Annotated in this window: 11 protein-coding genes and 1 tRNA gene; 6 read left to right on the top strand and 6 right to left on the bottom strand. The window is 67.7% G+C overall.

Annotated features, from left to right (window positions below; translation table 11 throughout):
- Positions 1-26 precede the first annotated feature (26 nt).
- The 4 genes from ABID37_RS05330 to ABID37_RS05315 all read left to right on the top strand — a co-directional run bounded on the left by ABID37_RS05330 (position 27) and on the right by ABID37_RS05315 (position 4233).
- Positions 27-1310, top strand: a complete 1284-nt coding sequence (locus tag ABID37_RS05330; protein WP_354193103.1) for an ABC transporter substrate-binding protein — start codon at positions 27-29, stop codon at positions 1308-1310.
- Positions 1311-1436: 126 nt separating this feature from the next.
- Positions 1437-2309: a carbohydrate ABC transporter permease gene (locus tag ABID37_RS05325; protein ID WP_354193102.1), complete on the top strand. Its 873-nt coding sequence runs from the start codon at positions 1437-1439 to the stop codon at positions 2307-2309.
- The gene (locus ABID37_RS05320; protein WP_354193100.1) at positions 2306-3133 is read left to right on the top strand and encodes a carbohydrate ABC transporter permease; all 828 of its coding nucleotides are present in this window, start codon (positions 2306-2308) and stop codon (positions 3131-3133) included. The genes ABID37_RS05325 and ABID37_RS05320 overlap by 4 nt, the downstream gene beginning before the upstream one ends.
- A gap of 14 nt (positions 3134-3147) precedes the next feature.
- Positions 3148-4233 carry an ABC transporter ATP-binding protein gene (locus tag ABID37_RS05315; protein WP_354193098.1) on the top strand — a complete coding sequence of 362 codons (1086 nt, stop codon included), beginning with the start codon at positions 3148-3150 and terminating at the stop codon, positions 4231-4233.
- Positions 4234-4249: 16 nt separating this feature from the next.
- Here the strand turns inward: ABID37_RS05315 and ABID37_RS05310 are convergent, their stop codons facing one another.
- From ABID37_RS05310 to ABID37_RS05285, 6 genes are all read right to left on the bottom strand, one after another.
- Positions 4250-5071, bottom strand: coding sequence for a carbohydrate ABC transporter permease (locus ABID37_RS05310; RefSeq protein ID WP_354193097.1), 822 nt, complete (start codon positions 5069-5071; stop codon positions 4250-4252).
- The gene (locus tag ABID37_RS05305) at positions 5068-5955 is read right to left on the bottom strand and encodes a carbohydrate ABC transporter permease (protein WP_354193096.1); all 888 of its coding nucleotides are present in this window, start codon (positions 5953-5955) and stop codon (positions 5068-5070) included. Before ABID37_RS05305 ends, ABID37_RS05310 begins: the two co-directional genes overlap by 4 nt.
- Positions 5956-5971: 16 nt before the next feature.
- Positions 5972-7300, bottom strand: a complete 1329-nt coding sequence (locus ABID37_RS05300; RefSeq protein ID WP_354193095.1) for an ABC transporter substrate-binding protein — start codon at positions 7298-7300, stop codon at positions 5972-5974.
- A complete protein-coding gene (locus ABID37_RS05295) occupies positions 7297-8847 on the bottom strand; it encodes a putative N-acetylmannosamine-6-phosphate 2-epimerase (protein ID WP_354193094.1) in 1551 nt (516 codons plus the stop codon). Before ABID37_RS05295 ends, ABID37_RS05300 begins: the two co-directional genes overlap by 4 nt.
- 70 nt (positions 8848-8917) lie before the next feature.
- Complete coding sequence (locus ABID37_RS05290; RefSeq protein ID WP_354193093.1) at positions 8918-9664, bottom strand: GntR family transcriptional regulator; 747 nt, start codon at positions 9662-9664, stop codon at positions 8918-8920.
- 168 nt (positions 9665-9832) lie between these two features.
- A tRNA-Leu gene (locus ABID37_RS05285) sits at positions 9833-9917 on the bottom strand.
- 266 nt (positions 9918-10183) lie between these two features.
- On the opposite strand from ABID37_RS05285, the gene ABID37_RS05280 reads away from it, so the two are divergent.
- Both ABID37_RS05280 and ABID37_RS05275 read left to right on the top strand, forming a co-directional pair.
- Entirely contained in the window at positions 10184-11095 is a 912-nt protein-coding gene (locus tag ABID37_RS05280) for a hypothetical protein (RefSeq protein WP_354193092.1), read from the top strand.
- 110 nt (positions 11096-11205) lie between these two features.
- On the top strand, positions 11206-12105 hold the full coding sequence (locus ABID37_RS05275; RefSeq protein ID WP_354193091.1) for a bifunctional methylenetetrahydrofolate dehydrogenase/methenyltetrahydrofolate cyclohydrolase: 900 nt from the start codon (positions 11206-11208) through the stop codon (positions 12103-12105).
- The last annotated feature ends 8 nt before the right edge of the window (positions 12106-12113 follow it).

The raw sequence follows: 12113 nt of genomic DNA, 5'->3' as shown, positions 1-12113 counted from the left end.
ACGGCCGGGTCAATGGGAGAATTGTCATGAAGCCAACTGGACTTTCCCTTCTTGCCGGCTTCGCCGCCCTGCTTCTGGCCGGCACGGCGCAGGCCGAGACCGTCAAGCTCACGCTCTGGCACATGGAGCAGCCGCCGCATCGCGTGCAGCGCGTGCAGGAGCTGCTGGACGAGTTCAACAAGGCCCATCCCGACATCCAGGTCAGCCAGGAACCGCAGAGCTGGGGCGAGGTCTATGCCAAGGCGCCGGCGGCCTTCGCGGCGGGCACGGGGCCGGACATCCTGTTCACCATCCCCGACTTCACCACCGTCATCAAGGGCATCGACGCGGTCGTCCCGGTGGACGATCTGGTCAAGGAGCTGGACGGCAAGCACGGCTTCATCGAGGCGGCGCTGAAGCCCTACCAGTATGACGACCATGTCTGGGCGGTGCCGGCCTACAACATGGCGCTGTCGCTGTGGTATCGCAACAGCGTCTTCAAGGAGGCCGGCATCGAGGTGCCGAAGACCTGGAGCGAATGGCAGGCGGCGGCCGAGAAACTGTCCGTGGACGGGCGCTACGGCATCGGCCTGCCGGCCAACAAGCAGCTCTACACCGACCAGACCGTCTACACCTTCATGGTCAATGCCGGCGCAGCCGACATCTACAAGGACGACGGCAGCGTCGATTTCGACAAGCCGGCGACCGTCGAGGCCTATGATTTCTACAGCAAGCTGGCCAAGCTCTCGCCCGCCGACAACGGGTCATGGACCTGGGGCGAGGCGGAAGCCTGCTTCGCCTCCGACACCTGCGGCATGATCCTGCAATTCAGCGTCATCAACACCTATGACACGCAGGCCGAAGGCGATGCCGCCGACCTCGGCGTCGCGGCCGTCCCGCATGCCGAGAGCCAGGGCGGATCCGGCACCATCTCCTATCCCAACGCGCTGATGGTCACCACCAAGGACGAGGCCCGCCAGAAGGCGGCCGGAACCTTCATCGCCTGGCTGCTGGAGCCGGAAAACTACGGCCGCTTCCTCAACATGGAACCGGGCCTGTTCCTGCCGGTGACCGGCGACGGCGCCAAGGCCGACTCGTTCTGGAACGATCCGGTCGTGACCAAGTACAAGGCGCAGGTCGAGACGATGATCGCCAATTCGCATGGCGGCAAGCTGTTCGGCTTCACCACCGGCAAGGTGTTCCCCTCGATCGGCGCCATCTCGGCGCAGAACGTCATCGCCGAAACCCTGCAGCAAATCGTCGTCGACGGCCAGAGCCCGGCCGATGCGGTCAAGGCCGGTCAGGCGAAGATGAGCGACATCGCCCGCTAGAGCATCGGACCGAAAAGTGGAATCCGGTTTTCGGAAAATCCGATGCTCAAACAGAAGGACAGGTCGCTGCCATGCGTCCGATAGGACGCATGGCGATCTGGAAGTGTGCGGCGGACGGCGCGGACGATGAAGAACACCACGCTTGCGTTCCTCTTCGTCTCGCCCGCCATGCTGTTCCTGCTCGCCGTGCTGGGCTGGCCGCTGGTGCAGGCGCTGCTGCTCAGCTTCCAGAATGTCGGGGTGATCGGCTCGCAGGGGCGTTTCGTCGGCCTCGCCAACTATGCGGCGGTGCTGGGCGACGCCGGCTTCTGGCGCGCGCTCGGCCGCAGCGTGGTGTGGGTGCTGGGCAACGCCGCGGTGCAGACCGCGCTGGCGCTGGTGACGGCGCTGGTCCTCAACCAGCGTTTCCCCGGCGTGCGCGTCGCCCGCGTGTGGATCATCCTGACCTGGATCGTGCCGACGGTGGTGGTGGTCATCATCTGGCGCTGGCTGCTCTCCACCTCGGGCGGCATGATCAACCCGCTGCTCATCCAGGCCGGCGTGATCGAGCGGCCGGTCGGCTTCTTCGCCACCCGCGAGAGCGCCATGACCACGCTGATCCTCATCAATTCCTGGCGCTGGTTTCCCTTCACGGCGCTGATGATGCTGGCCGGCCTCACCCGCATCCCCGGCGACCTCTACGAGGCGGCGCGCATCGACGGCGCCGGCGCGTGGCAGCGCTTCCGGCGCATCACCTGGCCGCTGCTGCAGCCGACGCTGCTGGTGCTGGGCGTGGTCGGCACGCTGCTCTCCTTCAACGTGTTCGACATCATCTGGCTGCTCACCGCCGGCGGGCCGGCCGGCGCCAGCACCACCTTGCCGGTGCTGATCTACGAGACCGCCTTCAAGGGCTACAGGCTGAGCGAGGCGGCCACCGTCTCGGTGCTGACCAGCATCCTGTTGATGGGCTTCGCCTTCCTCACCACCCGCGTCATGACCGCGACGGAGCCGGCCCGATGAGGCGGAGCCGGCGGCAGGCAGCGGCGCTCTATGGCAGCCTTGCCTTCATCGCGCTGATCATCGGCCTGCCGTTCTGGTGGGTGGCCACCGGCTCGATCAAGCTGCCGCGCGAGATCATCCAGCGCCAGCCCACCATGGTGCCGCACTCCTTCACCCTCCAGCATTTCGAGAAGCTGCTGCAGGCGTCCGACTTCCCGGTCTATCTCGTCAACAGCCTGGCGGTGGCGCTTTTCTCCACCGCCTTCACCGTGCTTCTCGCCCTGCCGGCCGCCTATGCCTTCTTCCGCATGGAGTTCCCGGGCCGCGCCGCGCTCTACCGGGTGATCCTGCTGGCCTATGCCTTTCCGGGCGTCGTCGTGCTCATCCCGCTCTACGGCCTGTTCGCCCGCGTCGGCCTGATCGACAACCGCGCGGCGCTGGTCATCGTCAATGTGGCGCTGGCGCTGCCCTTCTCGATCTGGATGATGCGCTCCTTCCTCGCCACCGTGCCGCGCGAGATCGAGGAGGCGGCCGTGGTCGACGGCGCGCCGCCGCTCACCATCCTGGTGCGCATCCTCATGCCGCTGATCGCGCCCGGCATCGCCAGCGTGGCGATCTTCGCCTTCATCTCGTCCTGGACCGAATATCTGTTCGCCTCGGTGCTGATCGTCTCGGATGCGCGGCGCACCATCCCGGTCGGCTTCGCCGGCATCATCGGCCAGTACCAGATCGACTGGGGCCTGCTGCTGGCCGGCGCCACCGCCGCCATCATCCCCGTCGTTGTCCTTTTCGCCCTCGTCGGGCGCTGGTTCGTCGCCGGCCTGACCGAAGGCGCTGTGAAATAGCATAGGAGAAACATATGGCCGGCCTGTCGCTCAAATCGGTGAAGAAGCGCTTCGGCGAGACGGAAGTGATCCGTGGCGTCGATCTCGACGTGACCGATGGCGAGTTCGTCGTCTTCGTCGGCCCGTCGGGCTGCGGCAAGTCCACTCTGTTGCGCATGATCGCCGGGCTGGAGAGCACCTCGGAAGGCCGCATCGAGATCGGCGGACGCGACGTCACCGGCGAGGACCCGGCCAGGCGCGGCATCGCCATGGTGTTCCAGACCTATGCGCTCTATCCGCACATGACGGTGGCGGCCAATATGGGCTTTCCACTGGAAATGGCGAAGCGGCCGAAGGCGGAGATCGAGCGCAAGGTGGCCGAGGCGGCGAAGATCCTGCATCTGGAGCCCTATCTGAAGCGCAAGCCGCGCGAGCTTTCCGGCGGCCAGCGCCAGCGCGTCGCCATCGGCCGCGCCATCGTGCGCCAGCCCGGCGTGTTTCTGTTCGACGAGCCGCTGTCGAATCTAGACGCGGAGCTGCGCGTGCAGATGCGCATCGAGATCGCGCGCCTGCACCAGCAGCTCGGCACGACCATGATCTACGTCACCCACGATCAGGTCGAGGCGATGACGCTGGCCAGCCGCATCGTCGTGCTGCGCGCCGGGCGCATCGAGCAGGTCGGCGCGCCGCTCGACCTCTACGAGAACCCCGACAACAGCTTCGTCGCCGGCTTCATCGGCTCGCCGCGCATGAATTTCATTCCCGCGACGGTCGATGCGGTGGAGGGCGGCAAGGCGGTCGTCTCGGCACCGGAAGCCGGTCTTTCGGGGCTCGCCGTGGCGACGCGGGGCGAACTGCCGAAGCCGGGCGCAAAGGTCAGCCTCGGCCTCCGGCCGGAGCATTTCGTGCCGGCGGAAGGTGCCGCGGCCGCACTCGCCGGCCTGGTGACGCTGATGGAGCGGCTGGGCGGCGTCTCCTACGCCCATGCCCAGCTCGGTAATGGCGAGAGCCTCACCGTCGAAAGCCGCGATGCGCGCAGCTTCGCCGCCGGCGACGAGGCCCGCTTCGGCATCGATCCGGCGCGCGCCTTCCTGTTCGACGAGGACGGCCGCAGGCTCTGAACCCCGGCCGGGCCGGTCAGCCCTTCACCGCGCCGGCGGTCATCGAGCCGCTGATCTGGCGGTACATGACGAGGCCGAGCAGCACCGGCGGCAGCGCGCCGACGATCATCACCGCCGAGGCCACGCCCCACTGCACGCCGCCGCCGCTGGCCGCGAAGAAGAACGAGGCGCCGACCGTGATCGGCACCGCCTTGGAGGTGGTCAGCATCAGCCCGAACAGGAACTCGTTCCAGGCGGTGATGAAGCCGAAGATCAGGCTGGTGACGATGGCCGGCCGGCACACCGGGGCGATGATGCGCACAAGCGTGCGGGTGCGTCCCGCGCCGTCGATCTGTGCCGCCTCGTCCAGTTCGGCCGGCAGCTCGCGAATGGCGTTGACGAGGATGATCAGCGCCAGCGGCAGGTTGACGATGGTGAGGATGAGGCCGAGCCCCAGCCGCGTGTCGAGCAGGGCCAGCCACTGGAACATCATGTAGAGCGGAATGGCGAAGATGATGAGCGGCACGGCGCGCAGGTTGACGATCAGCGGCAGCAGCGTGCGCTCGCCCACCCGGCCGCGCGCGATGGCATAGGCGGCGGGCAGGGCCAGCACCACGGCCAGCACGGTGCCGGTCAGCGCCGCGACCATGCTGTTGAACAGGTAGAGCGCGATGTTGAGCCGGTCCGTCACCTGGAACACGGCCATATAGTTCGCCAGCGTCGGCGCCTGCACCCACAGGCCCGGATTGGTGGTGAGTTCGCGCGCGCTCTTGAACGAGGTGGCGAGCGTCACCAGGATCGGGAAGTTCATCGCCAGCGCGGCGACGGCGAAGACCAGCCAGCGCAGCGCGGTGATCATGCGGCGGCTCCCTTGCGGCGCGTGGCAAGCGCATTGAGGCCGTAGAGCACGGCGAAGGAGGCGGCGAACAGCAGCACCGAGGCCGCCACCGCCTTGCCGATCGCGCCCTGCTTGAAGAAGGCTTCGTAGATGTAGATCGACAGCGAGGCGGTCGCGCCGCCGGGGCCGCTGCCGGTCAGCACATAGACATTGTCGAAGACGCGGAAGCCGTCGATGAAGCGGATCAGCAGCGCCGCCACGATGGTCGGCGCCATCAGCGGCAGTTCGATGCGCCACAGCCGCCGGAGCGGCCCGGCCCCGTCGATGGCCGCCGCCTCGCCGATGTCGGCCGGAATGGCCTGATAGGCCATGTAGAACAGGAGCAGCGCGAAGGGCGTCCATTGCAGCGTCTCGACCGTGACCAGCGTCCAGAAGGCCGAGCCGGGGCCGAGGAAGGAGACGCCCGCCCCGAACCAGGTCCACAGATAATAGGGCACCGGGCCGACGAATTCGTGTAGCACCAGCCGGTACATCAGCCCGACCAGCGCCGGCGCCACCATCAGCGGCAGCATCAGGATCGCCAGCAGCCAGCTCCGCTTCACGATCAGCGGCGACAGGAAGATGGCGAGGAACAGGCCGAGCCCGCATTCGAGCAGCGCGGTGAGCACCCCGAAGCGCAGCGAGAACCAGACCGACCGCCAGAAGGCGGCGTCGTTCCACACCGCGGCGAAGTTCGAGAAGCCGGACAATTGCGGGCTGCGCAGGGTCTCGAACGACACCTGCGAGACCGAGTAGACCAGATTGACGATGGCCGGGAAGCCGAGGAACACCAAGAGGAACAGCACCAGCGGCGTCGCCAGAAGCCTGAACTCCGAGGTCCGCACGCTGGGGCTGGTCGTGGTCATCGGCGTTCCCGCGCCCTTACTTCAAAAGCTCGGCCATGCCCTTTTCGGTATTGGCCAGCGCATCGTCGAGCGACTGCTGGCCGGACCAGTAGCCGGTGAACTCCTTCGCCTGAAGCTCGTAGACCGAAAGCGCCTTGGCCGAGGTGCCGCCGGTCATGACATAGCCGTACTTGCCGGCGAACTCGCCGAGCTGGACGAGGTCGGGCCGCTCCTCAGACACCTCCTTGACCACTTCCGGTGTCAGCGCCGGCGCGCCGTTGTTGCGGGCATAGGTGAGCGCAGCCTCTTTCGACGACAGCCATTGCAGGAACTTCATCCCGCCTTCCTTGTTGGCGGCGTTCTTGTTGAGGCCGAAGCCGAGGCCGTGGATATGCGTGAAGCGGCCTTCGGGGCCGCTCGGCGGGGCGACAGTTTCCGTCACCTCGGCCACGGCCGGCGACTTTTCGGTGCTGGTCAGGTCGCTGGCGGCCGCGTTCCATTGCAGCATCGCCGCCACCTGCCCGGAGGCATAGGCGGCATTGGCTTCCGGGAACTCGTAGGACAGCGAGTCGCGCGGCGTGGCGCCGTTGTCATAGAGCAGCTTGTAGGTCTCGAGGCCCTTGCGGTAGGCGTCGGAATTGACCGTGACCTTGCCCTCGGCGTCCATCCAGTCGCCGCCATAGGCGCGCGGCAGCGACTGCCACACCATGATGTTGAACAGAAGGTTCTTGATCTGCAAGACGGTGCCGTAGCGGGTCGGGCTGTCCGGATTCACGCTCTGGGTGAAATAGAGCGCGGTCGCGGCATAGTCGTCCCAGTCCCAGGCGTCCGGGTCCTTCGGCTCGAGCTTCTTGCCGAGCAGCTTTTCCGAGATCTCGCCATAGCGGGCCTTGGCCGCGTCGTCGTTCAACAGTGCGTCGATCAGGTCCTTGCGGTAATACATGAAATGCAGCGACAGGTCGGTCGGCACGCCATATTGCTTGCCCTCGAACTGCATGGTCTTGAGCACGGCCTCGCCATACACGCTCTCGGCCTCGCCGGACAGCTCGACCGGTTCCATGAACGGGGCGTAGCGGCCGATCGAATAGGTGGCGAGCAGGTTCACGTCGAAGGCGGTGGAGCCGGCGGCGAGATCGGCCTGCAGCTTGTCCCAGAAGCCGTCGCGGTTGAAGAACAGCAGCTCCACCTTGTCGTTCTCGGCCACGTCGGCCTTGGCGTTGTAGGCGTCGGCGGCGGCGCGCAGGGCCGTTTCCTCCGGGCCGCCCGGCCAGCCGAGCACGGTGACCTTGGCCAGCGCCGGGCTTGCCATGAGGGCGGCGATTGCGGTGGCCAGCAGCCCGGCTTTTCTGATCTGCGAGAATGTCATGTCCGTTCTCCTCCTGTCGGATTGTGTCCTGCCAGATCGGCGATGCCGACGATGCCGGCATGTTCGCCGAGCGCGGCGGCATGGATGTCGGGCCTGAGCCGGGCCGGAAGTTCCGCGAGCGCCTGCCGCACGCGGTCGAGATAGGATGGCGCCAGCCCGATGCCGCCGCCGAGGACGATGCGGGCCGGGTCGAGCGCGAGCTGGATGTTGCGGGCCAGTTGCGCCACCCGGCCGGCCGATATGTCGAGGATGGCGTTCGCCCAGTCCTGACCGCCGGCCGCGGCAGCGAAGACCTCGCGCGCGGTCGCGCCCGGCTGATGCCGGCCGGCCTCGGCGGCGATCCACTTGCCCGAGACGCGGTCTTCCAGCGGGCCTTGCGCGTCGTCGCCGACGAACTGCCCGAAATTGCCGGCCATGCCGCCGAGCAGGCGGGCGTTCGCGACGATGCCGCCGCCGATGCCGGTCGAGATTGTCAGGAACACCATGTCGGCGCCGCGGCCCGCGCCGAAGCGGTATTCGCCCCAGGCGGCGGCCTGCGCGTCGTTGGCCGCCAGTACGGGCGCGCCGGCAAGGCCCGCCACGGTTTCGACCAGCGCAAAGCGCTCGGGAATGTTCAGGGTCCTGGCGTTGAGCGCCGACCATAGCCCGTCGTCGACGATGCCGGTGACGGCGACGCCGACGCTGCCATAACGCCCGCGCCATGCCGCGATGCCGGCGAACAGCGCCGCCAGCCAGTCGCCCGGCGTGCCGCCGGTCGGCGTCGGCATCCGGTGCGTGTCGAGGACGCGCTCGCCCTCGACCAGCGCCGCCAGCATCTTGGTGCCGCCGATGTCGAGCGCGAGGGCGGGGCCGGCCATGGCGTCAGCCGCCCGTTCGGCGGCGGCCCGGTCGACCGCGTCGCGGAACCAGGAGGTGGCGTGCTCGGGCCGGGTGATGGCCGAGCCGACCACCACGGAAAAGGCGCCGGCCCGCAGGGCCGCTGCCGCCAGCTCGGGCGTGCGGATATTGCCTTCGGCCACCACATGGGGCGTGAGCCGGGCCATGGCGGCGACCAGTTCCAGATCGGGCGTGGTCGGCTCGACCGGCCCGGTATAGCCGGCCAGCGTCGAGCCGACGATTTCCGCGCCTTCCGCCAATGCGCGCCCGGCATCGGCCAGCACCGAGCAGTCGGCCATGGCGATGCGGCCATGGTGGTGGATGCGCTCGACCAGCGCGCGGGTGGTTGTCGGCCGCACCCTGTCGGTCGCGTCATAGGCGATGATGTCGGCGCCGGCGCCGGCCAATGCGTCGACATCCTCCAGCCATGGCGTGATGCGCACCGGGCTATCGTCGAGGTCGCGCTTGACGAGGCCAATGATCGGGCGGGCGGTGGCGGCGCGCACCGCGCGCACATAATCCGCCGATTCGATACGCAGGCCGGCAGCACCCCCGTCGAGCGCCGCAAGCGCGAAGCCGACCACGATGTCGGCCCGGTCCATGGGGCCGCCCTTGACCGGCTGGCACGACACCACCAGTCCGTTTCTCAGGGAGTGAAGGTCAAACGGCACGCGCGGCTTCTCCTGTGGCCGGATCACAGTACCAGCACAAGACCAGAAAGCAACAGGACTTTAACTGGTATTATCTGACCAGCTCGATGACGAAGTCGTAGACGTCGCCCCGGTACTTGGTCTGGGTGAACTCGACGATACGGCCGTCGGCGAGGAAGCAGCGCCGTTCCATCACCAGCAGGCTGGTGTTGTCGGGCGTGCCGAGCAGTTGCCGCTCCTCCTCGGTGGCGGGCTTGGCCTGCATGCGCTGCACGGCGCGCACCGGGCGGGCGCCATTGGCGTCGAGATAGTCGTAGAGCGAGGACTGGATGGCGTCGGGGTCGGGCACGAAGCGGGCGGGCAGGGCGGCCGTCTCGATGGCGATGGGCGTATCGTCGGCCGTGCGCAGACGCTGCAGCCGCACGATGCGGTCGCCGGCCGAAATGCCGAGCGCCATCATTTCGGCCGGCGAAGGGCGGCAGGTTTCGCGCGAAATCCACACGCAGCCGGGCTCCAGCCCGCGCGAGCGCATGTCCTCGGAAAAGCTGGTCATGGTGGCCAGCGATTTCTCCACCCGCGAGGCCACCACCGTCTTGGCGCCCTGGCGGCGGTCGAGCAGCCCGTCATGGACCAGCCCGTCGATGGCCTTGCGCACGGTGACGCGCGACATGCCGAGCGCCTGGCACAGCGTCCGCTCGCTGGGGATGACGGCGCCATGCCTGAGCTTTGCCCTGGCGATGGCCAGCTTCAGTGCCTCCTCGAGCTGCCGGTAGAGCGGCTCGCCGCTGCCGGAGGCAAGCGATTGCGCAAGAAAGTCGAGTGTTGCCTGATCGCCCATGGAAGCCACCTTAGGAAGATGGCTTCCTTTATGCAAAATTCTGTTCGTGTATTAAACTGGTATTATCGCGATATGCAGCATCCGGCCCGCCGGACGTGCGGATTTCCCCTTGCGGGGAAGTCTGTCTGCGATTTTCGGATGATGTACGGGAACAACCTGTACGGTTGATGGTGCCCAGAAGAGGACTCGAACCTCCACGCCTCGCGGCACACGGACCTGAACCGTGCGCGTCTACCAATTCCGCCATCTGGGCTGGTGGCGCTCATGTAAGCGGGCCGGCCTGTCCTGTCAACGCGCTTTTTCGACCCCGTCGCGGTTTTAGCGCCGGATGCCGCAAGGTTGCGACTTTTCGGGCAGGGTCAGGGTCCCGGCCGCAACGCGCGGGATGCCGGCAAACTGTGGACAGGCGGGATGACGCTGAGCGCCGTGACGAAAATTAACCTTTTGTTTGCCGCATTCCTTTAGCCTGTCTTAACCTTTGGCCGGCCCTTGAGCCGGCGGTGAACCGGCAAGCGCGCGATGAGTGACGGACAGAGCCCCGAGGACTGGAGACGCGAGCGCGCCCTCGCGGCGCTGGCCCGCGCCATGCGCGGCGAGGATGACGCCCGCCCCGAAGGCTCGCTGCTGTCCATGGCGGACGAGGCGGCGACGGACTGGCGCCGCACGGCGGCCGAGCGCCACCGGCGTGCCCGGCAGCAGCGGGAAGCTGGGTGGCTGGCGGAGCAGCAAGCCGAAACCCGTCCGGTTGAGCCTTATGTCGCACCACAGATAGAACAGGACATCGCGCAGCCGGTAGGACCAGCACCGTCGGAGACCGGAGCGCCCGTCGTGCCGCCGCTGGAGACCGCCGGGCCGGACATCTTTGTCCCGCCGGACGAGCCGGCTGTCGCGGATGCGGATCATCGGCTCGAGCAGCCGGAAGACAGCGCGGATGCGGTTGCCGAAGCGCCTCCCCAACCGTCCGCCGAAGTCGGATCGGCGCGACCGGACGAACCGTCCTCCCCGCCTGCAAGGTTCGGCACGCCCGCAAAACCCGGGCTCGCGGCCTCGCGGCCGATGATCCTGCGCATGACCCTGCTGGGGGCGTTGATCGGCATCGCCGTCGCCCTGCTCCTGTGGAACGCCTTTGGCGCGGCTGCCGCTTTCCTGCCCCTGGCCGGGCTGGTGCTCGGCCTTGTCGCCGGCCTGCTGCTGGCGCGGCGGCGCAAGCCGGAAGCTGCCCCGCCCGCCACCGATGCCGCGGTGCCCGCGAGCATTCGCGAAACGCGGCATGAGTTTCACGAAGATTCGCCCGATCCGTCCCTCGCCGAGGCCGGCGGGGACCTTGCGCTCGGCCGTCCTCCTTCGGTGGAGGAGATCCGCGCCAGCCTGCGCCAGTTACGCGCCGCCACGCAGGATCTGGCCCGACGGCGCTCCCGCGGCCTTTTCTGACCGGGCATGACCCCTCCAGTTCGGGTTTAGGGCATCTTGCGACGCATTGACGTAGGTGCCCGCCCCATTTTTCAAGTCATATGCCGTCCGGCAGCGCAATGGAGATCAGCATGAGTGAAGTGATCGACGGGAAGAAGCGAGCGGCGGAGGTGGTCGAGCGGGTGAAAACACTGACCGCCGATCTGGCCGCCGGCGGCGGCGGCAAGCCTGGGCTTGCCGTGGTGATCGTGGGCGAGGACCCGGCCAGCCAGGTCTATGTGGCCTCGAAGTCGCGCACGGCCAAGGAATGCGGCTTCCATTCGGTGCAGCACACGCTGGCCGCCGACACCGGCGAGGCGGATTTGCTGAAGCTGATCGGCGAGCTGAACGCCGATCCCGCCATTCACGGCATATTGGTGCAGCTTCCGCTTCCGGGCCACATCGACAGCGGCAAGGTCATCCAGACCATCGCGCCGGAGAAGGATGTCGACGGCTTCACCTTCGTCAATGTCGGCAAGCTTGGCACCGGCGAGGCGGAAACCGCCTTCGTGCCCTGCACGCCGGCCGGCTCCATGCTGCTGATCGAGCGCGTGCGCGGCAAGGATCTGTCCGGCCTCAACGCCGTGGTCATCGGCCGCTCCAACATTGTCGGCAAGCCTATGGCCAACCTGCTTCTGGCGGCCAACTGCACGGTGACCGTCGCCCATTCGCGCACCAGGGACCTGGCCGCGCTCGCCCGCACCGCCGATATTCTGGTGGCGGCGGTCGGCCGGCCGGAAATGGTGAAGGGCGACTGGGTGAAGCCCGGCGCCACCGTCATCGATGTCGGCATCAACCGCATTGCAGCACCTGAGAGGGGCGAGGGCAAGACGCGGCTGGTCGGCGACGTCGCCTATGCCGGGGCGGCGGAAGTGGCGGGCGCGATCACGCCCGTGCCGGGCGGCGTCGGGCCGATGACCATCGCCATGCTGATGGCCAATACGGTCGCTTCCGCCTATCTCGTTGCCGGACTGGCCCGACCGGAATTCTGATCGGACCT

Source organism: Aquamicrobium terrae (assembly GCF_040545735.1).
Classification (GTDB): Bacteria; Pseudomonadota; Alphaproteobacteria; order Rhizobiales; family Rhizobiaceae; genus Mesorhizobium; species Mesorhizobium terrae_A.
This window is presented reverse-complemented; position numbering and strand designations above follow the sequence as displayed.

Bases quoted from the DNA above. Each gene is read 5' to 3' on its own strand.
- ABID37_RS05330 (WP_354193103.1), top strand. From the start codon at position 27: ATGAAGCCAACTGGACTTTCCCTTCTTGCCGGCTTCGCCGCCCTGCTT.
- ABID37_RS05325 (WP_354193102.1), top strand. From the start codon at position 1,437: ATGAAGAACACCACGCTTGCGTTCCTCTTCGTCTCGCCCGCCATGCTG.
- ABID37_RS05320 (WP_354193100.1), top strand. From the start codon at position 2,306: ATGAGGCGGAGCCGGCGGCAGGCAGCGGCGCTCTATGGCAGCCTTGCC.
- ABID37_RS05315 (WP_354193098.1), top strand. From the start codon at position 3,148: ATGGCCGGCCTGTCGCTCAAATCGGTGAAGAAGCGCTTCGGCGAGACG.
- ABID37_RS05310 (WP_354193097.1), bottom strand. From the start codon at position 5,071: ATGATCACCGCGCTGCGCTGGCTGGTCTTCGCCGTCGCCGCGCTGGCG.
- ABID37_RS05305 (WP_354193096.1), bottom strand. From the start codon at position 5,955: ATGACCACGACCAGCCCCAGCGTGCGGACCTCGGAGTTCAGGCTTCTG.
- ABID37_RS05300 (WP_354193095.1), bottom strand. From the start codon at position 7,300: ATGACATTCTCGCAGATCAGAAAAGCCGGGCTGCTGGCCACCGCAATC.
- ABID37_RS05290 (WP_354193093.1), bottom strand. From the start codon at position 9,664: ATGGGCGATCAGGCAACACTCGACTTTCTTGCGCAATCGCTTGCCTCC.
- ABID37_RS05280 (WP_354193092.1), top strand. From the start codon at position 10,184: ATGAGTGACGGACAGAGCCCCGAGGACTGGAGACGCGAGCGCGCCCTC.
- ABID37_RS05275 (WP_354193091.1), top strand. From the start codon at position 11,206: ATGAGTGAAGTGATCGACGGGAAGAAGCGAGCGGCGGAGGTGGTCGAG.